At 67.2% G+C, this 24,095-nt stretch carries 26 protein-coding genes; 11 read left to right on the plus strand and 15 right to left on the minus strand.

Annotation, left to right across the window (positions count from 1 at the left end; genetic code table 11):
- Positions 1–114: 114 nt before the first annotated feature.
- A complete protein-coding gene (locus AC5P9W_RS15360; protein WP_021203986.1) occupies positions 115–414 on the minus strand; it encodes a hypothetical protein in 300 nt (99 codons plus the stop codon).
- A 129-nt stretch (positions 415–543) separates the two neighbouring features.
- Between AC5P9W_RS15360 and ftsY the strand changes: the two genes are divergently transcribed.
- The 3 genes from ftsY to AC5P9W_RS15375 all read left to right on the plus strand — a co-directional run bounded on the left by ftsY (position 544) and on the right by AC5P9W_RS15375 (position 3,318).
- Entirely contained in the window at positions 544–1,824 is a 1,281-nt protein-coding gene (gene ftsY / locus AC5P9W_RS15365) for a signal recognition particle-docking protein FtsY (protein WP_206621486.1), read from the plus strand.
- Positions 1,825–1,918: 94 nt separating this feature from the next.
- Complete coding sequence (gene mutY, locus AC5P9W_RS15370) at positions 1,919–3,043, plus strand: A/G-specific adenine glycosylase (RefSeq protein WP_111103666.1); 1,125 nt, start codon at positions 1,919–1,921, stop codon at positions 3,041–3,043.
- A 5-nt stretch (positions 3,044–3,048) separates the two neighbouring features.
- Positions 3,049–3,318 carry an oxidative damage protection protein gene (locus tag AC5P9W_RS15375; RefSeq protein WP_019661206.1) on the plus strand — a complete coding sequence of 90 codons (270 nt, stop codon included), beginning with the start codon at positions 3,049–3,051 and terminating at the stop codon, positions 3,316–3,318.
- A 67-nt stretch (positions 3,319–3,385) separates the two neighbouring features.
- Here the strand turns inward: AC5P9W_RS15375 and AC5P9W_RS15380 are convergent, their stop codons facing one another.
- The 10 genes from AC5P9W_RS15380 to AC5P9W_RS15425 form a co-directional block, all read right to left on the minus strand.
- Positions 3,386–3,835 carry a DUF6491 family protein gene (locus AC5P9W_RS15380; protein WP_021202024.1) on the minus strand — a complete coding sequence of 150 codons (450 nt, stop codon included), beginning with the start codon at positions 3,833–3,835 and terminating at the stop codon, positions 3,386–3,388.
- Positions 3,836–4,023: 188 nt separating this feature from the next.
- Positions 4,024–4,737 carry a lipoprotein-releasing ABC transporter ATP-binding protein LolD gene (gene lolD / locus AC5P9W_RS15385; RefSeq protein ID WP_019661204.1) on the minus strand — a complete coding sequence of 238 codons (714 nt, stop codon included), beginning with the start codon at positions 4,735–4,737 and terminating at the stop codon, positions 4,024–4,026.
- A complete protein-coding gene (locus AC5P9W_RS15390) occupies positions 4,730–5,971 on the minus strand; it encodes a lipoprotein-releasing ABC transporter permease subunit (protein WP_019661203.1) in 1,242 nt (413 codons plus the stop codon). Before AC5P9W_RS15390 ends, lolD begins: the two co-directional genes overlap by 8 nt.
- A gap of 23 nt (positions 5,972–5,994) precedes the next feature.
- Positions 5,995–6,444: a hypothetical protein gene (locus AC5P9W_RS15395; protein ID WP_021202023.1), complete on the minus strand. Its 450-nt coding sequence runs from the start codon at positions 6,442–6,444 to the stop codon at positions 5,995–5,997.
- Positions 6,395–6,643, minus strand: coding sequence for an FAD assembly factor SdhE (locus AC5P9W_RS15400; protein WP_019661201.1), 249 nt, complete (start codon positions 6,641–6,643; stop codon positions 6,395–6,397). The genes AC5P9W_RS15395 and AC5P9W_RS15400 overlap by 50 nt, the downstream gene beginning before the upstream one ends.
- Positions 6,644–6,741: 98 nt before the next feature.
- On the minus strand, positions 6,742–7,527 hold the full coding sequence (locus AC5P9W_RS15405) for a succinate dehydrogenase iron-sulfur subunit (RefSeq protein ID WP_005409079.1): 786 nt from the start codon (positions 7,525–7,527) through the stop codon (positions 6,742–6,744).
- Between the two features lie 66 nt (positions 7,528–7,593).
- Positions 7,594–9,384: a succinate dehydrogenase flavoprotein subunit gene (gene sdhA, locus AC5P9W_RS15410; RefSeq protein WP_014036803.1), complete on the minus strand. Its 1,791-nt coding sequence runs from the start codon at positions 9,382–9,384 to the stop codon at positions 7,594–7,596.
- A 31-nt stretch (positions 9,385–9,415) separates the two neighbouring features.
- Positions 9,416–9,802, minus strand: a complete 387-nt coding sequence (gene sdhD / locus AC5P9W_RS15415; protein WP_005409077.1) for a succinate dehydrogenase, hydrophobic membrane anchor protein — start codon at positions 9,800–9,802, stop codon at positions 9,416–9,418.
- Positions 9,799–10,191 carry a succinate dehydrogenase, cytochrome b556 subunit gene (sdhC, locus tag AC5P9W_RS15420; protein WP_005416132.1) on the minus strand — a complete coding sequence of 131 codons (393 nt, stop codon included), beginning with the start codon at positions 10,189–10,191 and terminating at the stop codon, positions 9,799–9,801. Before sdhC ends, sdhD begins: the two co-directional genes overlap by 4 nt.
- A gap of 56 nt (positions 10,192–10,247) precedes the next feature.
- Positions 10,248–10,418, minus strand: coding sequence for a DUF1674 domain-containing protein (locus tag AC5P9W_RS15425; RefSeq protein WP_074901279.1), 171 nt, complete (start codon positions 10,416–10,418; stop codon positions 10,248–10,250).
- Positions 10,419–10,457: 39 nt separating this feature from the next.
- Here AC5P9W_RS15425 and ygfZ point away from each other — a divergent pair, with 39 nt between their 5' ends.
- On the plus strand, positions 10,458–11,333 hold the full coding sequence (gene ygfZ, locus AC5P9W_RS15430; RefSeq protein ID WP_021202021.1) for a CAF17-like 4Fe-4S cluster assembly/insertion protein YgfZ: 876 nt from the start codon (positions 10,458–10,460) through the stop codon (positions 11,331–11,333).
- Between the two features lie 159 nt (positions 11,334–11,492).
- Here ygfZ and AC5P9W_RS15435 read toward each other — a convergent pair whose 3' ends face one another.
- Positions 11,493–12,575 carry an ABC transporter ATP-binding protein gene (locus AC5P9W_RS15435; protein ID WP_111103687.1) on the minus strand — a complete coding sequence of 361 codons (1,083 nt, stop codon included), beginning with the start codon at positions 12,573–12,575 and terminating at the stop codon, positions 11,493–11,495.
- 352 nt (positions 12,576–12,927) lie between these two features.
- On the opposite strand from AC5P9W_RS15435, the gene zwf reads away from it, so the two are divergent.
- The 5 genes from zwf to eda all read left to right on the plus strand — a co-directional run bounded on the left by zwf (position 12,928) and on the right by eda (position 19,011).
- A complete protein-coding gene (gene zwf / locus AC5P9W_RS15440; protein WP_019661197.1) occupies positions 12,928–14,364 on the plus strand; it encodes a glucose-6-phosphate dehydrogenase in 1,437 nt (478 codons plus the stop codon).
- A complete protein-coding gene (gene glk, locus AC5P9W_RS15445) occupies positions 14,361–15,368 on the plus strand; it encodes a glucokinase (RefSeq protein WP_019661196.1) in 1,008 nt (335 codons plus the stop codon). The genes zwf and glk overlap by 4 nt, the downstream gene beginning before the upstream one ends.
- Positions 15,365–16,087: a 6-phosphogluconolactonase gene (pgl, locus tag AC5P9W_RS15450; RefSeq protein ID WP_058980277.1), complete on the plus strand. Its 723-nt coding sequence runs from the start codon at positions 15,365–15,367 to the stop codon at positions 16,085–16,087. The genes glk and pgl overlap by 4 nt, the downstream gene beginning before the upstream one ends.
- Positions 16,088–16,145: 58 nt before the next feature.
- Entirely contained in the window at positions 16,146–18,062 is a 1,917-nt protein-coding gene (gene edd, locus AC5P9W_RS15455) for a phosphogluconate dehydratase (RefSeq protein WP_021202019.1), read from the plus strand.
- 289 nt (positions 18,063–18,351) lie between these two features.
- Complete coding sequence (eda, locus tag AC5P9W_RS15460; RefSeq protein WP_109814982.1) at positions 18,352–19,011, plus strand: bifunctional 4-hydroxy-2-oxoglutarate aldolase/2-dehydro-3-deoxy-phosphogluconate aldolase; 660 nt, start codon at positions 18,352–18,354, stop codon at positions 19,009–19,011.
- A 319-nt stretch (positions 19,012–19,330) separates the two neighbouring features.
- On the opposite strand, the gene AC5P9W_RS15465 is transcribed toward eda, so the two are convergent.
- The 3 genes from AC5P9W_RS15465 to ispG form a co-directional block, all read right to left on the minus strand.
- Positions 19,331–19,978: a response regulator gene (locus AC5P9W_RS15465; RefSeq protein WP_021202017.1), complete on the minus strand. Its 648-nt coding sequence runs from the start codon at positions 19,976–19,978 to the stop codon at positions 19,331–19,333.
- A 200-nt stretch (positions 19,979–20,178) separates the two neighbouring features.
- The gene (locus tag AC5P9W_RS15470; protein ID WP_058980273.1) at positions 20,179–20,928 is read right to left on the minus strand and encodes a phosphatase PAP2 family protein; all 750 of its coding nucleotides are present in this window, start codon (positions 20,926–20,928) and stop codon (positions 20,179–20,181) included.
- On the minus strand, positions 20,909–22,174 hold the full coding sequence (gene ispG / locus AC5P9W_RS15475; RefSeq protein WP_019661189.1) for a flavodoxin-dependent (E)-4-hydroxy-3-methylbut-2-enyl-diphosphate synthase: 1,266 nt from the start codon (positions 22,172–22,174) through the stop codon (positions 20,909–20,911). The genes AC5P9W_RS15470 and ispG overlap by 20 nt, the downstream gene beginning before the upstream one ends.
- 114 nt (positions 22,175–22,288) lie before the next feature.
- Here ispG and AC5P9W_RS15480 point away from each other — a divergent pair, with 114 nt between their 5' ends.
- Entirely contained in the window at positions 22,289–23,515 is a 1,227-nt protein-coding gene (locus tag AC5P9W_RS15480) for an ATP-binding protein (protein ID WP_197576026.1), read from the plus strand.
- The gene (locus AC5P9W_RS15485; RefSeq protein WP_005409063.1) at positions 23,512–24,075 is read left to right on the plus strand and encodes a response regulator transcription factor; all 564 of its coding nucleotides are present in this window, start codon (positions 23,512–23,514) and stop codon (positions 24,073–24,075) included. The genes AC5P9W_RS15480 and AC5P9W_RS15485 overlap by 4 nt, the downstream gene beginning before the upstream one ends.
- Positions 24,076–24,095: the final 20 nt, after the last annotated feature.

A 24,095-nucleotide genomic window follows, 5' to 3' on the forward strand; every position in this document is an offset into this window, starting at 1 on the left:
CTGCAGCAGAGGCCAACCTTGGTTGGCGCCCCAAAAGCGTGCCAACCAAGGTTGGCACCTACTCAGGGGGGCGAGCGTGTCAACCCAGGTTGACACCCACCAAAGCCGGGCGGCTCAGACCTCCCGATCCAGCAGCGAACCCAGCATCTGGTCCTGGCGCCGTATCACCGTGGCATTGGCGGCGAAGGCCACCACCTCGGCTTTCGCCGCCAGCAGGTCCCCCAATGGCGCGCCAGCATCGGCGTCGGCAGGGGTCATCGCGGCCTGCACCCCGCCCTGCTCCGCCTCACTGCGCAGCAGTTGCAGGCGTCGGGCATCAGGAGTCGCCAGGTTGGCCACGTTGTGCGCGGCCACCTGCACGCCCTGGTGGGCCGCGCGCATCCCGCCGAGAGCGATTCCCATCACGTCGTTCATGGCGGTCTCCGGGCCGCGCTGCGCAGCCCTTCGGACCGGTTAACGGCCGGCGGGCCGCGACCTTGAGTCCACATCAGCCCGACAGGCCCGAGTGGTAGCATATCCCCCTGATTTCAGCGCCTTTTGCCAATGCTCAGTTTTTTCCGCCGCAAGAAGCCCCAGGATGCCCCCGCCACGGAGGCACCCAAGACCCAGCACTACTCGGCTGAAGAGCTGGCGGCGGCGTTCCCGTCAGCCGCCCCGGCCGAAGACGCCGCCACGATCCCGGTAGTCGAAGCCGCAGCACCGGCACCTGTACCGGAACCGGCGCCCGTCGCCGAATGGCCTGCCGTACCGGCTGCGCAGCCGGTCACCGCGCCGGAGGACGTCCAGGCCGAAGTGCTGGCTGCGGCCGCCGTGCTGGCCCCTCTGGCTCCGGTCATTCCGGTCGAGGAACCAACCGCCCCGGCCGCCGACCTGCCAGCTCTGGTGGATGCCCCGCCAGCCCCGGCCGGCAAGCCCGGCTGGCGCGAGCGCCTGCGCAACAGCGTCATCGCGCGCAGCTTCGGTGGCCTGTTCTCGCGCAATCCCAAGCTCGACGACGACCTGCTGGACGAACTGGAAACCGCACTGATCACTGCCGACGTCGGCGTGGGTGCCACTACCGATCTGGTCGAGGGCCTGCGCAAGCGCATGAAGTCGCGCGAGTTCGCTGATGCCAATGCGCTGCTGGCCGCGCTGCGCGCCGAGCTGATCGCGATCCTGCAACCGGTCGCCAAGCCGCTGGTGATCGACCGCAACGCCAAGCCCTTCGTGGTGCTCACCGTCGGCGTCAATGGTGTCGGCAAGACCACCACCATCGGCAAGCTGGCCAAGCGCTTCAAGGACGAGGGCCACAGCCTGATGCTGGCCGCCGGTGACACCTTCCGCGCCGCCGCCGTGGCCCAGTTGCAGGCCTGGGGCGAGCGCAATGGCGTGGCCGTGGTCGCGCAGGGGCAGAACGCCGATGCCGCTTCGGTGGCGTTCGACGCGCTGCAGGCCGGCAAGGCCCGCGGCACCTCGGTGCTGATCGCCGATACCGCTGGCCGCCTGCATACCCAGTCCGGCCTGATGAACGAGCTGGGCAAGATCCGCCGCGTGCTCGGCAAGATCGACCCCACCGCCCCGCACGAAGTGCTGATGGTGATCGATGGCACCACCGGCCAGAACGCGCTGTCGCAGCTGCGCCAGTTCAATTCTGCGGTGAACGTGACCGGCCTGGTGGTGACCAAGCTGGACGGCACTGCCAAGGGCGGCGTGGTGTTCGCACTGGCCCGCGAGTTCGGCATCCCGATCCGCTTTGCCGGCATCGGCGAGCGCCCGGAAGACCTGCGCGTGTTCGACCCGGAAGCCTTCGTCGACGCCCTGCTGCCCGAAGCGCTGGGCGCCTGATACACCGTGCAGCCACGCATGGCGTGGCTCTACTGCACCGCAACCGCAATCCAGTAGAGCCACCCTACGGGTGGCTGCCTTCCCCGGAACACCCATGCCCCGCCAGCCGCACGCCAGCGCCGACAGCCCCCAGCAAGACGACTTCATCGCTCGCCTGCTGCACTGGTTCGACGACCACGGCCGCCACGACCTGCCCTGGCAGCACCCGCGCAGCCCTTACAGGGTCTGGTTGTCGGAGATCATGCTGCAGCAGACCCAGGTGACCACGGTCATCCCGTACTTCCTGCGGTTCCTGCAGCACTTCCCGACCCTGCCCGACCTCGCCGCCGCCAGCAATGACGCGGTGATGGCGCAGTGGGCAGGGCTTGGCTACTACGCCCGTGCGCGTAACCTGCATGCCGCTGCAAAGCGCTGCGTGGAACTGCACGGCGGCGACCTGCCGCGCGATTTCGATGCATTGCATGCCCTGCCCGGCATTGGCCGCAGCACCGCTGGCGCGATCCTCAGCCAGGCCTGGAACGACCCGTTCGCGATCCTTGACGGCAACGTCAAGCGCGTGCTCAGCCGCTATCACGGCATCGACGGCTTCCCCGGCCTGCCAGTCATCGAAAAGCAGCTATGGGCGATCGCCGAGGCACACGTGGCGAAGGTGCCGGCCGGTCGCATGGCCGATTACACCCAGGCACAAATGGACCTGGGCGCGTCCGTATGCAGCCGGGCCAAGCCCGCCTGCGTCATCTGCCCGCTGCAGGACACGTGCGTGGCACGCCGCGAAGGCCGCACCGCTGAACTGCCCACGCCCAAGCCCAGCAAGACCCTGCCGGAGCGCGAAGCCGTGGCTCTGCTGCTGCGTGACGCCCAGCAGCGCGTGCTGCTGCAGAAGCGGCCGGACACCGGCATCTGGGCGCAGCTGTGGACGCTGCCGCAGGCGGAGGCCGGCAGCGACCTGCAGGACTGGTTCGACGCACATGTCGACGGCTCGCTGGAAGATGCAGAGGAACTGCCGGTGCTGCAGCACACCTTCAGCCACTACAGGCTGCACCTGCAGATATTGTCACGGAAGGTGCGCGGCCTGCGCGTGGAAGAACCCACGCTGCGCTGGGTCGCCAACGACGAGCTACCCGCATTGGGCCTGCCAGCGCCGATCCGCAAACTGCTCGACGGCGCCACGATCAGGACGCCAAAACGAACTTCCAAGAAATCCCGCAACCACGAGTGAGTGCCATGCCCCGAACCGTCTTCTGCCAGTACGAACAACGCGATGCCGAGGGCCTGGACTTCGTGCCCTACCCCGGCGAGCTGGGCCAGCGCATCTTCAACAACATCGGCAAGCAGGCCTGGGCCGCATGGCTGGCGCACCAGACCATGCTGATCAACGAGAACCGGCTGTCGCCGCGCACCCCGGAGCATCGTGCGTTTCTTGAAGGCGAACTGGTCAAGTTCCTGTTCGAGAAGGACGCAGAGAAGCCGGCTGGCTTCGTTCCGGAAGCCTGACCTGCCGGTAGCGCCGGGCCATGCCCGGCGTCCAGGCATCCGCCGGGCATGGCCCGGCGCTACCCGTTCATTTCCCGGATTCCTCGCGCTCCTGCACCTGCGCCTGTCGCAGCTCCTGCTCGGACGCGCGCAGCGCCTTCACATCCAGCTTGCGGATGCTGTCGATGAAGCACGGCATGCGCGGGCCACCGGTAGGGTCGCGCACCAGCACCTTGTCGAAGCGCGCCGAAACACGATTCATCTGGCTGGTCAGGCCGATGGCGGTGGCATACGGCAGGTCCTGGCAGGGGCCTCTCAGCTCCAGCAGGTAGGCCTCGCTCGGGCGCGTCCAGACCGCCAGTGCGCTGTCGCCCAGTTCGGTCCAGCCATTGAGGGTGCCGAAGAACTGCATGTCGCTCTGCGGCGCACCGGCGTGGGCGCGGTAAAGGTCAAGCTTCTCGGCGCTGCTGAGCCGGCCGGTGGTCGCGCAGGCGACCAGGGCGAGGCAGAGGCCGGCCAGCAGGATCGGGGTCTTCATGGCGATCTCCTCGGGGAACTGTCGCCATCATGCGCCCGGGCTCGCAACGCTGGCGCGACGACCGGCAGCCCATTCAGCCGCCGGTCGGCGGCTGCTGGCCGGACCACGGTAGACGCCAACCTTGCTTGGCGCTCGCCCTGAAGGAGCAGCCGACCCAGGTCGGCTTGCACCAAAGCGGGCCCAGCGCCTCAGACGTCGGCGTGGGCCAGTGCGTGCAGGCGCCCTTCCCGCAGTTCCAGCACCCGGTCCAGGCGACGCGCCAGGCTGCGGTCATGGGTCACCAGCACCAGGCTGGTATGGCGCGCGCGGTTGAGTTCAAGCATCAGCTCGAACACCGTTGCCGCCGTGCGGTCATCCAGGTTGCCGGTAGGCTCGTCGCCCAGCACGCAGGCCGGGTGATTGACCAGTGCCCGCGCCACCGCAGCACGCTGCCGCTCGCCGCCGGACAGCTCGCCCGGCTTGTGGTCCAGGCGATGGCCGAGGCCGACCGCTTCCAGCAGCATGGTGGCGCGGCTGCTCGCTTCGGCCACCGCGGTGCCAGCCAGCAGCACCGGCATCATCACGTTTTCCAGCGCGGTGAACTCCGGCAGCAGGTGATGGAACTGGTAGACGAAGCCCAGCGCCTGGTTGCGCAGCAGACCGCGCGCGGTATCCGACAGCGCCGACATGCGCTGGCCGGTCACATAGACCTCACCGGCAGTGGGAATGTCCAGGCCACCCAGCAGGTGCAACAGCGTGCTCTTGCCGGCGCCGGAGGCACCGATGATCGCCACCGTTTCGCCGGCGGTCACGGTCAGGTCCAGCCCATCGAACACCGGGGTCTGCATGCGCCCTTCAGCGTAGGTCTTGCCCAGTGCTTCGGCACGGATCACTTCGTCGCCGCGGTTGAAGACCTTATTCATAACGCAGGGCCTCCGCCGGCTGGGTGCGTGCTGCCCGCCAGGCGGGATACAGGGTGGCCAGGAAGCTCATCAGCAGCGCGACCACGGTGATCGCCACCACGTCGCCCGTCTGCATGTCGGTCGGCAGGCCGGTGATGTAGTACACATCCTCCGGCAGCAGCTTGACGTTGAACACGCTCTCGATGGCGCCGAGGATGCGTTCCAGGTTGAGGGTCAGGGTGATGCCGCCGATCAGGCCAGCCAGCGTACCGAAGATGCCGATCAGCGAACCCTGCACCATGAACACCTGCATCACGCCACCCGGGGTCAGGCCGAGGGTGCGCAGGATGGCGATGTCGGCCTGCTTGTCGGTCACCAGCATCACCTGCGAAGACACCAGGTTGAACGCACCCATGGCGATGATCAGCGACAGCAGGATGCCCATCACCACCTTTTCCATGCGCAGTGAGTGGTAGAGGTTGGCATTCTGCTGCGTCCAGTCGCTTACGCGGTAGGCGCCACCGAGGTTCTGCGCAAGATCCACGCCCACCTCCAGCGAGCGGTCCATGTCGTGCAGTTTCAGGCGCACGCCGGTGGCACCGTCGCTGCGCAGCACGCGCTCCAGGTCCTGCATGTTGGCGAAGCCGACGCCGCGATCGACCTCGTTGTAGCCGGCCTCGAAGAGGCCACTGACGGTGAAGCGTTTCATCCGCGGCACCGCGCCGGCCGGCGTGCCCTGCACTTCGGCAAAGGTCACCAGCACCTGGTCACCAACGTCCACGCCCAGCCAGATCGCCAGCTCCTTGCCCAGCAGCAGGTTGAAGCTGCCCGGCTTGAGGCTGTCATAGCTGCCCTTGGTGATCTTCTTGTCGATCACTGAGACGTTCGGCTCCAGCGCCGGATCGATGCCCTGGATGATCGCGCCCTGCACGCGCGGGCCGCTGATCATCGACTGGATCTCGATGTACGGTGCGGCGCCGGCCACACGCGGGTCCTTCCTGGCCACGTCGACCACCCGCATCCAGTCCGGCATCGGTTCGCCGTCGCGGCTGATGGTGGTGTGCGCGGTCATCTGCAGCAGGCGGCTGCGGATTTCCTTCTGGAAACCGCTCATGACGGCCAAGGTGGTGATCAGCACCGTAACGCCGAGCGCGATGCCCAGGATCGATGCCATCGAGATGAAGGAGATGAAGCCGTTGCGGCGCTTGGCACGCAGGTAGCGCAGGCCGATCGCCACGGGAATGGGTTTGAACATGCAGGCACGCCAGTCAATTCAGCTTATGGTGCCATTGACCGGGGCCGACGGGAAACGCCGCGTGCGGCCACGGCCAGTCGCAGTTCACGTCGCTGCCCGGAATCGAGCACATCGGGCCAGAACAGCAGGCGCCGGCGGCGCCGATCCTCACACCACAGCAACAACAGCCATGGGCCACGCACCACCAGCCGTGGCGTATCAACGTCCTGCCCGGCCACCTGCAGTGGTTCGGGAAGCGGCGCAAGAAGCACCTGTACGCGTGGCCTGCGCTGGCGCCAGGCCAGTTCGGCCAAGCCGACGCCCCAGGCCAGCAGCAGCGCGGGCATCAGCAGCCGCGCAGGCAGATCCGAGGCGCGCAACAGCCAGGGTGCGGCCAGCAGCACCGCCAACTGAGCGGCGGCCTGCAGCCTCGAAGGGCGCCACTCAAGGCTTGAGGGTGAGGATCTTCTGCATGAGGGGGATCGCGTGCGCATGCGGACAGGCCTCGTAGCCCATGAACCAGCGCCACAACTTATCGTCCTCGCAGTCGAGCAGGAACAGGAAAACCTCGCGCTCTTCGGTCGGCGCAGTGCGCCATTCGTGGTCGAGATAGCGCTCGAACAGCTGATCCAGCTCACGCATGCCGCGGCGGCAGCGCCAGCGCAGCTTCTTCAGCAGAACGTCTTCTTCCATCGTGCTTCTCCAGATACAGCAAAGCCACGCATGGCGTGGCTCTACTGAGGTGGTGCAGCCACGCATGGCGTGGCTCTACCGGGTACAGCCAGGCCTGATCAGGCGCGGCGTTCCATCATCAGCTTCTTGATCTCGGCGATGGCCAGCGCCGGGTTCAGGCCCTTCGGGCAGGTGCGGGCGCAGTTCATGATGGTGTGGCAGCGGTACAGCTTGAACGGATCTTCCAGATCGTCCAGGCGCGCGCCGGTGTCCTCATCGCGCGAGTCGATGATCCAGCGATAGGCCTGCAGCAGGATCGCCGGGCCCAGGTAACGCTCGCCGTTCCACCAGTAGCTCGGGCAGCTGGTCGAGCAGCAGGCGCACAGGATGCACTCGTACAGGCCGTCCAGCTTCTTGCGGTCTTCCGGCGACTGCAGGCGCTCGCGGTCCGGCGGTGCCGGGGTCTGGGTGCGGATCCACGGCTTGATCGAGGCGTACTGCGCGTAGAAGTGGGTCAGGTCCGGAACCAGATCCTTGACCACGTTCATGTGCGGCAACGGGTAGATCGGCACTTCCTTCTTGCCGCAGTCCGAGATGGCTCGGGTGCAGGCCAGGGTGTTGGTGCCGTCGATGTTCATCGCGCACGAACCACAGATGCCTTCGCGGCACGAGCGGCGGAAGGTCAGGGTCGGGTCGATCTCGTTCTTGATCTTGATCAGGGCGTCCAGGACCATCGGGCCACAGGCATCCAGATCGACCTCATAGGTATCGGTGCGCGGGTTGCTGTCGTCGTCCGGACTCCAGCGGTAGATCTTGAAGGTGCGCACATTCTTGCCGCCGTTCTTGACGGGGAAGTGCTTGCCTTTCGTGATCTTGGAATTCTTGGGGAGTGAAAACTCGGCCATGGCTGCTCTCGTTGGCTCAGGCGGCCCGCGCCCGTGGGCGCGGATTGCATGGTAGGCGGGGTCGGATCAGTACACGCGCGGCTTCGGTGGCACCACGGACACGTCGTCGGTCAACGTGTACATGTGCACCGGACGGTAGTCGAAGCTGCACTTGCCCTTCTCGTCGACGCTGACCAGGGTGTGCTTCTGCCAGTTGACGTCGTCGCGGTCCGGATAGTCCTCGTGCGCATGCGCACCACGGCTTTCCTTGCGCTGTTCGGCCGAGTTGATCGTCGCCACCGCGTTGAGCAGCAGATTGTTCAGCTCGTAGGTCTCGATCAGGTCCGAGTTCCAGACCAGCGAGCGGTCGGAGACCTTCACGTCCTGGAACGAGTCGAAGATCTTGTCCATCTTCTCGCAGCCTTCCTTCAGCGTCTGGCTGGTGCGGAAGACGGCCGCGTCGGCCTGCATGGTGCGCTGCATGCGGTCGCGGATGACCGAGGTCGGGGTATCGCCGTTGGCGTGGCGCAGCTTGTCCAGCAGGCCCAGCGCCTTGTCGCAGGCATCGGCCGGCAGCGGCTTGTGCGCGGCGCCCGGCTTGATGGTCTCGGCGCAGCGGTTGGCCACCGCACGGCCGAACACCACCAGGTCGAGCAGCGAGTTCGAGCCCAGGCGGTTGGCGCCGTGCACGGAGACGCAGGCCGCTTCGCCGATGGCGTACAGGCCCGGCACCACGGCGTTGTCGTTGTCGCCGACCTTCTGCACCACTTCACCGTGGTAGTTGGTCGGGATGCCGCCCATGTTGTAGTGCACGGTCGGAATGACCGGGATCGGCTGCTTGTGCACGTCGACGCCGGCGAAGATGCGGGCGCTCTCGGCGATGCCCGGCAGCTTCTCGTCGATCACGCCCGGGCCGAGATGGGTCAGGTCGAGCAGGATGTGGTCCTTGTGCTCGCCGACGCCGCGGCCTTCGCGGATCTCGATGGTCATCGAACGGCTGACCACGTCGCGCGAGGCCAGATCCTTGTAGTGCGGTGCATAGCGCTCCATGAAGCGCTCGCCGCTGCTGTTGCGCAGGATGCCGCCTTCACCGCGGACACCCTCGGTGATCAGGCAGCCGGCGCCGTAGATGCCGGTCGGGTGGAACTGCACGAACTCCATGTCCTGCATGGCGATGCCGGCACGCATGGCCAGGCCGCCACCGTCGCCGGTGCAGGTGTGCGCCGAGGTGGCGCTGAAGTAGGCACGGCCGTAGCCGCCGGTGGCCAGCACCACGCCCTGGGCGCGGAACAGGTGCAGCGTGCCATCGGACATGTCCAGGGCCAGCACGCCGCGGCAGGCGCCTTCGTCGTCGAAGATCAGGTCGAGCGCGAAGTACTCGATCATGAAGCGCGCATCGTGCTTCAGCGACTGCTGGTACAGGGTGTGCAGCATCGCGTGGCCGGTACGGTCGGCCGCCGCGCAGGTACGCTGCGCCGCCGGGCCTTCGCCGTACTTGGTGGTCATGCCACCGAACGGACGCTGGTAGATCTTGCCTTCGGCGGTGCGCGAGAACGGCACGCCGTAGTGTTCAAGTTCGATGATGGCCGGGATGGCCTCACGGCACATGTACTCGATGGCGTCCTGGTCACCCAGCCAGTCCGACCCCTTGATGGTGTCGAAGAAGTGGTAGCGCCAGTCGTCCTCGCCCATGTTGCCGAGCGCGGCCGAAATACCGCCCTGGGCGGCAACGGTGTGCGAACGGGTCGGGAAGACCTTGGTCAGGCACACGGTCTGCAGGCCCTTGGCGGCCAGGCCGAACGTGGCGCGCAGGCCGGCACCGCCGGCGCCGACCACGACCATGTCGTACTTGTGTTCGGTGATCTTGTAAGCGGACATCTAATCTGGATTCCTGTGTAGGTGCCTGGGCTCAGGCAACGCCGAGGGCGATGCGGCCCACCGCAAACACACTGACGATCATGCCGAGCACGGCGACGAACTTCACCGCGGTCTGCAGCACCAGGGCCAGCAGCGATTCGTGGATGTAGTCTTCCAGCACGACCTGCATGCCGAGCTGCGCGTGCCAGAACATGGCGATCAGCAGGCCGATCAGCGGCACCGCGTTCCACGGCTTGGCCACGGCGGCGGCGGCGGTCGCGTAGTCCGAGCCGAGCAGGCCCAGCACGAAGACCAGGAACCAGATGCCCAGCACCACCAGTGCGGCGGCGGTCAGGCGCTGGTGCACGAAGTGCTCGGTGCCGGTCTTGGCCGAGCCCAGGCCGCGCACGTTCTTCAACGGAGTACGGAACTTGCTCACGCGGCACCTCCGAACATCACATAGGCCCACACCAGCAGGGTGATCACCAGGCTGCCGATGACCGACAGCCAGCTGCTGCGGATGAAGGCCGGGATGCTGAAGCCGATGGCAAAGTCCTGCACCACGTGGCGGATGCCATTGCACAGGTGATAGGCGAACGACCATGTCCACGCGAACAGGAACACGCGGCCATACCAGGCCCCGGCATGGCCGGTGAAGCAGTTCCAGGACTCGGGCCCCATCATCAGGGCCAGCAGGCCGGCAGCGATGATGAGGGCACCAACAGACAGAAAGATGCCGGTGGCTCGATGCAGGATCGAGGTGGCCATCTGAATCTGCCAGCGATACACCTGAAGGTGCGGGGAAAGTGGGCGTTGTCTGGTCGCCATTCGCTGGGCTCGTTGTCTCGGCTGGGCGGCACGCGGCCGCGTTGGCTCAATGCTGATCAGAAATCGATGCAGCGTCCGTTTTTCTCCCAATCGCCATACCGCACCGGATCAAGTCCGCCGCGGCCGCCGAATTCTTCTGCCTTTTCCTGCTCCACGGGCACGGGTGCCGCAGGGACCAGCGGGGCTTCAGTTTCGTCGTCGGGAGTGGGGGTTGTTTGGCCTATCATGTTCGGTCTCGCAACGCACAAATTTTAGACCTCGTTCACGTGCCTGACAACCTGCCCCCTGCTTTCGTCGGATATCCGCGCCTGCCCGGCCACCAGCTGCTGAGCCTGCAGGGCCCGGATGCGGCCGCCTTCGCCCACGCCCAGTTCAGCAGCGATGTCACCGCCCTGCCCCTGTTGCACTGGCAGTGGAGTGCCTGGCTGAGTGCCAAGGGCCGCACTCTGGCGGTGTTCCAGCTGCTCCGGCTGGCCGACGATCACGTGATGCTGGTGCTGGCCGACGGCGATGCCGATGCGATTGCGTCGCAACTGCAGCGCTTCGTGTTCCGTCGCAAGGTGAAGGTGCAGGGACGCAGCGATCTGGCAGCGGCCGGCGCCTTCACCGCGCCCGAGGCCGCCAGCGGCGCGGCGATTGCGCAGGCCGCAGATGAGGGTTGGGAGCTGGACCTGGGCAGCGATGCACTGCCGCGCACCCTGCGCATCGGCAGCGCCGAAGCGTTCGCCGCCAGTTCTGAAGCCGATGAGACTGCTTTTGCCCTGGCCTGGCGCCAGGCCGACCTGCGCTACGGCCTGCCACGGCTGGAAGAGAGCCAGCGCGAAGTGTGGACCCCGCAGCAGCTGGGCCTGGACCGCCTGAATGGCTACAGCGTGAAGAAGGGCTGCTACCCCGGCCAGGAAATCGTCGCCCGCACCCATTTCCTCGGCAAGGCCAAGCGCGCGGTGCAGCTGCTGCATACCGCGGCACCCGCACAGGCCGGCGATGGCGTGCAGCAGGACGGCGCGACGCTGGGCACAATCGCCAGCGTGGCCGGCGAGCTGGCGCTGGCGGTGCTGCCACTGGAGGCTGGCGACGCCGAGCTGCAGGTGGGTGATGCCATTGCGCAGCGCGTGCCGCTGCTGGATGGATTGGCGCGCTGAATCTGACGCGCCCTCATCCACGCATGGCGTGGATCTACTGACCGACCCGGTGGGTGCGGACCGTTGGTCCGCACGCCTTCGGTGAAGGAATGGTAGTGCCGGGCGCTGGCCGGCAACCATGCAGGGTTGAGGTTGCCGGCCAGCGGCCGGCGCTACCCGTTACAGGCGCTCGCCGCTCTCTGCGTTGAAGAAATGCAGGCCCTGCGGGTGGATCGCCACGCGGATGTCATCGCCCACCGCAGGCAACGCCTGCGGTGCCACGCGCATGGTCAGCGCATGCTGGCCACTGCTGAGGTTGACGAAGATCTCGTTGCCGACCGGTTCGATGCCCTCAATGCGCGCGATGAACGCGTGCGCATCATCGGCAGCAGCCGGTTGCAGGTGCTCCGGGCGCACGCCCACCGAGATCGGTTTCTGCAGCCATGCCGGATCGATCGTGGCCTGGCCCAGCGGTGCACGCCACTGGCCGTCGACCACGGTCACGCCACCGGCATCGCCCTGCAGCGTGCCACGCAGCACGTTCATCGCCGGGCTGCCGAGGAAACCAGCCACGAACAGGTTGGCCGGGCGGTCGTACAGCGCCATCGGCGTATCGATCTGCTGGATGATGCCGTCCTTCAGCACCACGATGCGCTGACCCAGGGTCATCGCTTCAACCTGGTCGTGCGTCACGTAGATCATGGTGGTGCCCAGCTTCCGGTGCAGCTGCGCAATCTCGGTACGCACGCTGTGACGCAGCTTGGCGTCGAGGTTGGACAGCGGCTCGTCGAGCAGGAACACCGCCGGCTCGCGCACCAGCGCCCGGCCCAGTGCCACGCGCTGACGCTGGCCACCGGACATCGCCTTGGGCAGCTTGTCCATCATCTCGGTCAGGCCCAGCGTCTGCGCCGCCTCGGCAATGCGCTTGTCGATGGTCGCCTTGTCATGCCCGCGCAGCTTCAGGCCGAAGGCCAGGTTCTCGGCCACGGTCATGTGCGGGTACAACGCGTAGCTCTGGAACACCATGGCGATGTCGCGATCCTTCGGCGCCACGTCGTTGACCACGCGATCACCAATGGTCAGCGTGCCACCGCTGATCTCTTCAAGGCCGGCCACCATCCGCAACAGGGTCGACTTGCCACAGCCGGACGGTCCGACCAGCACCATCAACTCGCCATCGGCGACCTCGAAGGTGGCGTCCTTCACCGCGACCTGGCCGTTGTCATAGACCTTGCGCACACCCTGCAACTGCACTTTTGCCATATCACCTATCCGGTCCGCCCGAAGCCGGGCTGTCTTTTGGGACTGCCTCGGCCCTCCCGATGGCAGTGATGATTGCGCGCCTGCCGCATGACGGCGAGCACTGCAATCGAATACAGTTGCCCATTCTGCCATGTAAACGTTTTCACGTGGCACTATCCGATGATCGGTGCGCACCGATCTGCGTCGGCGGTTGAACGAAGGTTCCGCCGAGGTAGTGGTTTCGAATGGAACGGTCTTCCGCAGTACGGTAGAACGCCCCTGACGAACCTCGGACAGGCAGTTGCGCGGATGTCCCCCGAACCCAGCCATGAAGCGATTGACAACGATGTCACCCGGATCTGAAACTCGAGCGATGCACGACACCCTCTTCCTGTTCGGTGCCACAGGTGATCTGGCCCAGCGCTACCTGTTCCCTTCGCTGCTTCGCCTGCTTGGCGACGGCCTGCTGCCGGAGGACTTCCGCATCCGCGCACTGGCCCTGTCCGGGCATGACACCGAAGCTTTCCATGACATCCTCCGGCCGCGCCTGCAGCAGGCCATGCCGATGGCCACGCAGGACGACATCGCTGCCCTGCTGCGCCGCATCGACTACCGTTCGGTGGACCTGCGCGATGTCGACTCGGTTGCCGCCGCCGTCTCCGACCTGGTGCACCGCAAGTGTGTCAGCTACCTGGCCATTCCGCCGGGCCTGTACATCTCCACCTGCGAAGGCCTGGCAAAGGGCGGCGCCCTCGCCGCGCCGGCACGCCTGATGCTGGAGAAGCCGATCGGCAGCGACAGCGAGAGCGCCGAGGAAATCATCAGCACCATCGGCCAGTGGATCGACGAGGACCGCGTGTTCCGCCTCGACCACTATCTGGGCAAGGCGGCAGTGCAGAACCTGATCGCGCTGCGCTTCGGCAACACGCTGCTGGAAGCGGTGTGGAACCGCAACTACATCGAATCGGTGCACATCCTGGTGGCCGAGAGCGAAGGCGTGGACGGCCGTGACGCCTACTACGCCCGCTCCGGCGCGCTGCGGGACATGGTGCAGAGCCACATCCTGCAGCTGCTGTGCATGGTGGCGATGGAACCGCCGGCATCGCTGGAAGCCGATCGCATCCGCGACGAGAAGGTCAAGGTGCTGCGCGCCCTGCGCCCGCTCGATGCCAGGCACGCCGCGCGTGACAGCATCCGTGGCCGCTACACCGCCGGCACCATCAATGGCCAGCCGGCCCAGGCCTACCAGCCGCCGGAAGGCAGCGACGTGGAAACCTTCGCCGGTGTCACCGCGCATATCGACAACTGGCGCTGGAGCGGCGTGCCGTTCCACCTGGTCACCGGCAAGCGCCTGCCAGAGCGCACCACCCGCGTGGTGGTCACGCTGAAGCCGGTCACCCACTGGCTGTTCGAGCGCCCGCAGCGCGCGCAGGCCGCGCCGAACCGCCTGGTGTTCCAGCTGCAGCCGCAGGAAAACATCGAACTGGGCCTGATGAGCAGCCTGGCCGGCCCGGAATGGGGTGCCCTGGAACTGCATCCGCTGGAACTGGAACTGTCGGTGCCGACCGGCCTGCACCGCCGCATCGCCTACGAACGCCTGTTCCTGGATGCCTTCAACGGCAACCACACGCTGTTCGTGCGCGACGACGAAGTGCGCGCAGCGTGGGCCTGGATCGACAGCGTTGCCGACGCCTGGAAGGAGGCCAAGCTGCCGCTGGAACCGTATCCTGCTGGCCAGTGGGGCCCGAGCAATGCAGGCGAGTTCCTGCCGCAGGGCGTGGACGCGCCGGACAGCGGGGCCTCGGCATGAGTGCCATCTCGCAGCCGGTGCTGGTTGCCGACATCGGCGGCACCAATGCCCGCTTCGCCCTGGCCGACACCTCGCAGGACGCGCCGCTGCTCAAGGAGAGCATCCGCGAGTACGCGGTGGCGGAATTCCCGTCGCTGGGTGATGCCGCGCGCCACCACCTGGAGCAGATCGGCGCTGCGGCCAGCCGCGGCGTGTTCGCAGTGGCCGGCCGCGTCGACGGTGACGAGGCGCGCATCACCAATCATCCGTGGGTGATCTCGCGCAGCCGCACGGCCGCGATGCTGGGGTTCGACGAGCTGCACCTGATCAACGACTTCGCCGCACAGGCGATGGCGATTTCGCTGCTGCAGCCCGAGGACGTCGTCCAGGTCGGCGGCGCCGCCTGGGTACCGGGCAAGCCGGGACAGCCGCGCAACTACGCGGTGATCGGGCCCGGTACCGGGCTCGGCGTCGGTGGCCTGATCATGCGCCACGGCCGCTGCTATCCGCTGGAAACCGAAGGCGGTCATGTCAGTTTCCCACCGGGCACACCGGAGGAAATCCGCATCCTGGAAATCCTCTCCGAGCAGTTCGGCCGCGTCTCCAACGAACGCCTGATCTGCGGACCCGGGCTGGTCAACATCCATCGCGCCGTGTGCGAGATGGCCGGCATCGACCCCGGCCAGCTGCAGCCGGTAGACGTGACCGCGCGTGCCCTGCACGGTGATCCGCAGGCAATGCGCACCGTGGACGTGTTCTGCGCGGTGTTCGGCGCCATCGCCGGCGATCTGGTACTGACCCAGGGCGCCTGGGACGGCGTGTTCCTGACGGGCGGCCTGACCCCGAAGATGCTCGATTCACTGCAGCACTCCGGCTTCCGCCAGCGCTTCGAACACAAGGGGCGGTTCTCTTCGATCATGGCGAGGGTGCCATCGCTTGCCGTGATGCATCCCCACGCCGGACTGCTGGGCGCCGCCGCCTATGCTGCCGACGCCGAACGTGACGCACCAGGAGTTGCCGCATGAGCCCCACCTTCCACGACGACCGCATCGAGTTCATTCAGCACGGCGACGCCGATGGCTGGATCGAGGCGGTGGCCGCCGAAATGGCGCAGACCCTCAACCACGACATCAATGAGGTGGGCCGGGCCCGCATCCTGCTCTCCGGTGGCACCACGCCGGCGCCGGTATACCAGGCACTGGCCGAACTGGACGTGCATTGGGACCGGGTGGAAGTGAGCCTGGCCGATGAGCGGTGGCTGTCGCCGCAGGATCGCGACAGCAACGCCTGGCTGGTGCGCGAGCACCTGCTCAAGCGTGCCGAGGGTGCGCACTTCGATCCGCTGGTGCGGATCGGCAAGCCGCTGACGGAGTGCGTCTACACCGCCAACCTGCAGGCCCAGCACAGCCAGCCACCCAGCCTGGTGGCACTGGGCATGGGCAACGATGGCCACACCGCCTCGCTGTTCCCGGGTTCGAAGGACCTGGCCCGTGCACTGGAAAGCACCCTGCCCTATGCGGCACTGGATGCCACCGGCTGCCCGGGCGCGAACCAGTGGCCGCTGCGCATCACCCTGACCCCGCACGGCCTGCGCCAGTGCCGCCAGCGTCTGCTGCTGCTGCGCGGCAAGCAGAAGCTGCAGGTACTGCGCCAGGCACTGGACAGCAATGACCCCCAGCAGTACCCGATCCTCAATGCAATCAACCTGGAAGGCGCGCGCCTGCGCGTCCACTGGGCTGATTGATGTCGGCGGCGGCGCCACGCCGCCGCTTGCCTCTCGCCACCACGAACGCCGGTAGCCAATGAGCCTCCATCCGCAACTGCAAGCCATCACTGAGCGCGTCATCCGCCGCAGCGCGGCCTCGCGCGCCGCCTATCTGGCCGCGATCGACGCCTCCCTGCGCGAAGGCCCGTTCCGCAGCCGCCTGAGCTGCGGCAACCTCGCCCACGGATTCGCCGCCTGTGGCGGCACCGACAAGAGCCGCCTGCGCGGTGGGGTGACACCGAACCTTGGCATCATCACCGCCTACAACGACATGCTGTCGGCGCACCAGCCGTTCGAGACCTATCCCGAGCAGATCCGCCAGATCGCCCGCGAGCTGGGCGCCACCGCGCAGGTGGCCGGCGGTGTACCGGCGATGTGCGACGGCGTCACCCAGGGCCGTGGTGGCATGGAGCTGTCGCTGTTCTCGCGCGATGTGATCGCGCAGGCGACGGCGATCGGGCTCAGCCACGACATGTTCGATACCACCGTCTACCTCGGTGTCTGCGACAAGATCGTGCCGGGGCTGCTGATCGGCGCACTGGCCTTCGGCCACCTGCCGGCGGTGTTCGTGCCGGCCGGCCCGATGACCCCGGGCATACCCAACAAGCAGAAGGCGGAAGTTCGCGAGCGCTATGCCGCCGGCGAAGCCACCCGTGAAGAACTGCTGGAAGCCGAGTCGGCCTCCTACCACGGCGCCGGCACCTGCACCTTCTACGGCACGGCCAACTCCAACCAGGTGCTGCTGGAAGCGATGGGCGTGCAGCTGCCGGGCGCGTCGTTCGTCAATCCGGGCACCCCGCTGCGCGACGCTCTTACCCGCGAAGCGACCGAACGTGCACTGGACATCACTGCGCTGGGCGATGACTTCCGTCCGCTGGGCCGGATCATCGACGAGCGCGCGATCATCAACGCGGTCATCGCGCTGATGGCCACCGGCGGTTCGACCAACCACACCATCCACTGGATCGCGGTGGCGCGTGCGGCCGGCATCGTGCTGACCTGGGACGACTTCGACGAGCTGTCGCAGCTGATTCCGCTGCTGGCCCGCGTCTACCCGAACGGCGAGGCCGACGTGAACCGCTTCGCCGCCGCCGGTGGCCCGGCGTTCGTGTTCGGCGAGCTGATCAAGGCCGGCCTGATGCATGGCGACCTGGTCAGCGTGGCCCGTGGCGGCATGGCCGACTACGCCCGCGAACCCCAGCTGCGCGACGGCCAACTGGTTTATCTGCCGGGCCTGGAACGCAGCGCCGATGACGAGGTGGTGCGTGGCGTCGACAATCCGTTCGAACACCAGGGTGGCCTGCGCCTGCTGCGCGGCAACCTGGGCAAGTCGCTGATCAAGCTGTCGGCGGTGAAGCCGCAGTACCGCACGATCGAAGCACCGGCCGTGGTGGTCGATGCACCGCAGGTGCTGAACAAGCTGCACGCCGGTGGCCTGCTGCCCGAGCATTTCGTGGCGGTGGTGCGTTACCAGGGCCCGCGTGCGAACGGCATGCCGGAACTGCATTCGCTGGCGCCGCTGCTGGGCCTGTTGCAGAACCAGGGCCGACGCGTGGCGCTGGTCACCGACGGTCGCCTGTCCGGCGCCTCGGGCAAGATTCCGGCGGCGATCCACGTGACGCCGGAAGCGGCGCGCGGCGGCCCGCTGGCGAAGGTCCGCGAAGGCGACATGATCCGGCTGGACGGCGAGGCCGGCACGCTGGAAGTGCTGGTGGACCCGGCCGAATGGGCGGCGCGTCCGCTGGCGCCGAACACTGCGCCGGCCGCGCATGACCTGGGCCGCAATCTGTTCGCGGTCAACCGTCGCGTGGTGGGCCCGGCCGACCAGGGAGCGATGTCGATTTCGTGCGGTCCGGCGGCGGCCGATGGCGGGCCGTGGGAGTACGACGCGGAGTACGAGCTGGGGCATGATGCCGCGGCGGCGGCAGCGCCGCATGAGGCGAAAGACGCCTGAAGCGAAAAGCCGCGGCAGGCTTCCCGGCCTGGGCAGTAGAGCGCCCTGGCCGGGACACGCCGTAAACCCCCTACGGGGCCGGCCCAACCGCTGGCGGTTGGGCGTTCGGGCGCTTGCAAAGCGGTGCTTCGCAAGCAAAGCGCCCTCACCCATGGGGGCTCGGTCGCGGCATCCATGCCGCTTACGGTCCCGGCTGGGGCTGACCGCGCCCTTCTGACACTCTCCGGCGCATCAATGCCGCGAAGTGATCATTGAAATCAAATTCGACAGCAAAGGCAGAAGCAGAGCTATGGGTATCGAACAACATCAGGTGAAGGCGGCGGAGCTGTTGCATGCGGCGGGCATCCTGCCGGTGGTGACGGTTCATACGCTGGACCAGGCGCGGGCGGTCAGTGCGGCGCTGCTGGACGGTGGTTTGCCGGCGATCGAGCTGACGCTGCGTACGCCGGTGGCGATGGAAGCGTTGGCGATGCTCAAGCGCGAGCTGCCCGATGTGGTGGTGGGCGCGGGCACGGTGCTGACCGTGGAGCAGATGCAGCAGTCGATCGATGCGGGCGCGGACTTCCTGGTGACCCCGGGCACGCCGCCAGCGCTGGCCGATGCACTGGCTGCTGCGCCGCTGCCGGTGGTGCCGGGTGCGGCCACGCCGACCGAGCTGCTGTCGCTCTACGCGCGCGGCTTCCGCGTGTGCAAGCTGTTCCCGGCCACGGCCGTGGGCGGGCTGGCGATGATCAAGGGACTGGCCGGCCCGGTGGCGGACCTGAAGCTGTGCCCGACCGGCGGCATCACCGAAAACACCGCCGCCGAATACCTCGAGCAGAAAAACGTGGTCTGCATCGGCGGTTCGTGGATGGTGCCGGGCAACTGGATTGCCAACGGCGAATGGGACAAGGTGCGCGCCAGCGCCGCCGACGCCGCGAAGATCATCCAGCGCGTTCGCGGCCACTGAGCCCAACGCAGCTGTAGAGCCGAGCCCACGCTCGGCTCCACGCCAGCGGAATGGAAAGCAGCCGAGCATGGCTCAGCTCTACAGGACCAGCATCCAGAGCGCGACCCGCTCCCGCTCTTCCTTCTTCATTCCGCGGTGGCGGCGCACGAAAACCGTCCTTGGCCCTGCGGAGGGATTGCGCAGGGGCGTGAGCGCCATGGATGGCGCGACCGAGCCTCCAGGGATGGATTCACGGCGTCCCCTGCGCAATCCCTCCGCAGGGCCAACCCCGCGAATCCTGCCGCACACCGCAAGGGGCTCAGCCGTTGGCCGAAACCCGTTACAGCGGCCGCGCCGGATCCACCAACCCGTACTGGCTGGCCATCCGCGCCAGCGCGATGTTGTCGTGGATCCCCATCTTCTCGAACAGCCGCGCCTTGTGCGTGTTCACCGTCTTCGCACTCAGGCTCAGCCGCCGCGCGATATCTTCCTGGCGCAGGCCCTGGGTCAGCAGCAACGCCACTTCCAGCTCGCGCGGCGACAGGCTGTCGAACGGCGAACCGTTGCCTTCCACCGTCGACAGTGCCAGATTCTGCGCGATGCTGGTGCCCAGGTAGCGGCGCCCACCTGCCACGTCACGCACCGCGCGCAGCAGTTCCTGCGCATCACAACCCTTGCCGATATATCCGGCCGCGCCGGCTTCGAGCAGCCGCTTCGGCAGCGGGCCATCTTCCAGCACCGACACGATCACTACGCGGGTGTTGCGGTGGCTGCGCACGATGCGCTCGGTCACTTCCATGCCGCTCACACCCGGCAGGTGCAGGTCACACAGCACCACATCCGGCAGCAGCTGGCGGACTTCACGCAGCGCGTCTTCGCCGGTCTCGGCTTCGCCCACCACCTCGATGTCGGCTTCCCCCGACAGAATCATCTTCATCCCGGTGCGGACCAGCGCGTGGTCATCCACCAGGTAGACTCGAATCGTCATTCACGTACCTCTTCGAATGCGGCCATTGCAGGTCAAGCTAGGCAGGGTGCCGATACCCTGCAAGCGCGTTCGGAATGCGGCCCCGGCAATCTGCCTTGCGCATCACAGTACCGCGCGTTGTGCTTGCCCCCTGTCTTGCAGAACCTGCTGCAACGAAACAACTGATCTATCACGTAGACGTCCCGCGCGGGGCATCCACGTCAATCCCCCTGTGATGATGCTTCGCTGGCCTTCGCTGGCCGCGTGCCATGATGCCGCCAAGGGTGCCGGCGACTGAACATGACCAGATAGCACCCTACCACCCAAACCAGCGCGGCACACCATCCGGCCAGGATATCGGAGGGGTAATGCACCCCCAGATAGACCCGGGAGACGCTGACCAGCAGGCTGAATGCCGGTGCCAGCAGCAGCACCGGCCAGCGCCAGCGGGTGTTCCAGGCCAGCAGTACCAGGGTCACCGCCAGGGTCATCGAGCCCATCGCGTGGCCGCTGGGAAAGCTGAACGTCGATTCCGGCGCGATCGATTCCCACAGGCTGGGGCGCTGGCGCTGGAAGAAGTGCTTGCTGCCCATGTTCAGCAGCGCCGAGCCGACGAAGCTGACCGCCACGAAGGTGGCCTCGCGCCAGCGCCGGTAGCCCAGCAGCACCCCGATGATCAGCACGTCGGCCGGGATCAGGAACCACTCATAGCCCAGTTTGGAAATGAGCACGAAGAAGCGGTCCAGCAGTGGCGAGTGCAGGCCATGCATCTGCCACAGCAGCGGCGCGTCGAAATGGAACGATTCAAACTCGTGCACCTCGTCCGCCAGGGCGACGAAGCCAGCCAGCGGCAGCAGCACGCCGCCGAACAGCAGGACCAGGCGCCAGGCATTGCGCGCCATCCAGTGGCGGAAACCGGAGGCGGATTCCGGTGCAGCGAGGATTGCAGGCTTATCCGGCGCTTCGGACATACGTGTGTTCGACGTAATCGTCGATCAGGGCGACGAACTCCTGGGCGATGTTGTCGCCGCGCAGGGTCACCTTCTTCTCGCCATCGACAAACACCGGCGCTGCGGGTGTTTCGCCCGTGCCCGGCAGCGAGATGCCGATGTTGGCATGGCGCGACTCGCCCGGCCCGTTCACGATGCAGCCCATCACCGCCAGGGTCATGTTCTCCGCCCCCGGGTGGTGGATCTTCCACAGCGGCATCTTCTCGCGCACGTGGTTCTGCACCACCTTGGCCAGCTCCTGGAAGAACTCCGAGGTGGTGCGGCCGCAGCCCGGGCAGGCCGTGACCAGCGGCGTGAAGGCGCGTTGGCCGGTGGTCTGCAGCAGTTCCTGGGCGACGATCACTTCCTGCGTGCGCGACTGGCCCGGTTCCGGGGTCAGCGAGATGCGGATGGTGTCACCGATGCCTTCCTGCAGCAGCACGCCCAGCGCCGCCGCCGACGCGACGATGCCCTTGCTGCCGATACCGGCTTCGGTCAGGCCCAGGTGCAGGGCGAAATCCGAGCGCTGAGCCAGGTCGCGGTATACCGCGATCAGCTCCTGCACGCCGCTGACCTTGGCCGACAGCACGATGCGGTCGCGCGGCAGGCCGAGTTCCACCGCCTGCTCGGCCGAATCCAGGGCCGAGCGGATCAGCGCTTCGCGCAGCACGCGGCCGGCATCCCAGGGCTGTTCGCGCAGGCTGTTCTCGTCCATCAGCTTCGCCGCCAGGGCCTGGTCCAGCGAGCCCCAGTTGGCGCCGATGCGCACCGGCTTGTTGTAGCGGATCGCAAACTCGATCAACTGCGCGAACTGCAGGTCCTTCTTCTTGCCGAAGCCGACGTTGCCGGGGTTGATGCGGTACTTTGCCAGCGCTTCGGCACACGCCGGTTCGGCGGTCAGCAGCTGGTGGCCGTTGTAATGGAAGTCACCGATCAGCGGCACGTCGATACCCATCATCGCCAGCTTGTCGACAATGCGCGGGATCGCCGCAGCCGCTTCCACGGTGTTGACGGTCAACCGCACCATTTCCGAACCCGCACGCCACAACTCGGCCACCTGCTTGACGCTGGAAGCCACGTCGGAGGTGTCGGTGTTGGTCATCGACTGCACCACTACCGGCTTGCCTCCGCCTACGGTGACCCCGCCGATCTGCACGGCATGGGTCTGGCGGCGGGGCCAGGAGGTGGCATCGGAGGGAGGCGTAGGGCGGGTCACGGCGTCGTGCATGGGCGCATTCTACCGCCCGCTCCCGCATTCGGGGTGACTCGCATTCAGCCGGCGGCACGGCTGCGGCCGATTGTCGCAGGCACGCGCGCCCGTGAACGCATACGATGAGCATGAATGACCGGTCCCGACGCCCCGTTCCTCCGTACCCTGTGCAGCCTGCGCTGGCTTGCCGTAGGCGGCCAGGCCGCCACCATCCTGGTCGCCAGCTGGGTGCTGGGCCTGCCGTTGCCCCAGCTGCCACTATGGGCCGGCGTGGCCGTGCTCACCTTGTTCAACATCTACACCCAGCTGCGCCCGGAAGCGGCCGACACCGCCCCGCTGACCGCATTCGGCCATATCCTGGTGGACGTGATCATCCTGACCTGGATGGTGGGCTGGAGCGGCGGCATGGCCAACCCGTTCAGTTCACTGTTCCTGATCCTGATCGCGCTGGCCGCCTTCGCCCTGCCCCTGCGCTGGGCACTGGCAGTGGCCCTGGCCTGCCTGCTCGGCTACGCCGCCAGCGGCATCTTCGGCCAGCCGCTGCCGGACGGCTATTTCCGCGCGCAGGACCTCAACCGTTGGGGCGTGGTCGCCAACTTCCTCATTTCCGCAGCGGTCGTGCTGACCTTCTCCACCCGCCTGGCGCTGGCGCTGCGACAGCGCGAACTGGAACTGTCGGCACTCAGGGAACGCTTCGCCCGCAACGAAGGCATCGTCGCCCTGGCCACCCATGCCGCCTCCGTGGCGCATGAACTGAACACGCCGCTGGCGACCATGACCCTGCTTGCCGATGACGTCGCCGAGCGCAGCGAAGAGCCCGAAGTGCGCGAAGACATGGAAACCCTGCGCGAGCTGCTGGTGCAGTGCCGGGAACGTGTGCTGGCGCTGGCCGCACCGGCCTCGGCCGACGCGCCGGGCCGCAGCCATTCCAGCGCCCAGCACGTACTGGAACAATGGCGCCTGGTGCGGCCGACCATCGACCTGCACCGCAATGACGATGCGCCGCTGCGGCTGCCGCTCGACCCGGGCGTAGGCCATCTGTTGATGGTCCTGCTCAACAATGCCGCAGATGCCGGCGAGAAGGCCGGCCGGCCGCGCGTGGACCTGGACCTGCGCATCGAGGGCGACGACCTGATCGGCGAAGTACGCGACTACGGCCATGGTTTCGACGCCCGTGCCGCCGTGCTGCCGGGCAAGCTGTTCGGCAGCAGCAAGAGCGAGGGCATGGGCGTCGGCCTGGCCCTGTCCCATGCCACCATCGAACGCCTCGACGGCGAGATGTGGATGCGCCCGGCCCAGGGGGCCGGCAGCCGCGTCGGCTTCCGCCTGCCGCTGGCCCCACGCGAGGAAACCCCATGAGCGCCTCAACCCTTGGTCTGCTGGTCGACGACGACGAGCTGTACCTGCGCACCCTGCAGCGCAGCCTGGCCCGCAAGGGCCTGGAAACACAGACCGCACAGGATGCCGCCAGTGCCCTGGCACTGGCCCGCCAGCATCCGCCGGCGTTCGCGCTGATCGACCTGAAGCTGGGCAGCGATTCCGGCCTGGCGCTGATCCAGCCGCTGCGCGCACTGCGCGCGGACATGCGCATCCTGCTGGTGACCGGCTATGCCAGCATCGCCACCGCAGTGGAGGCGATCAAGCTGGGCGCGGATGATTACCTGCCGAAGCCGGCCACGGTGCCGATGATCCTGCGCGCCCTCGGTGAAGAGGACGACGGCCCGGCCGACGATGGCGAAATGGAAGTGCCGGACGCGATGACGCCGATCAGCCGCCTGCAGTGGGAACACATCCAGCAGGCGATGCACGAGACCGGCGGCAACGTGTCCGCAGCGGCGCGCCTGCTCGGCATGCACCGGCGTTCGCTGCAGCGCAAGCTGGCAAAGCGGCCGAGCCCGGAACGCGATCCGAGCCGTTGATCGCTGACGGACCGGTCCGG

Source organism: Stenotrophomonas sp. YJH_SMC_33 (assembly GCF_059372295.1).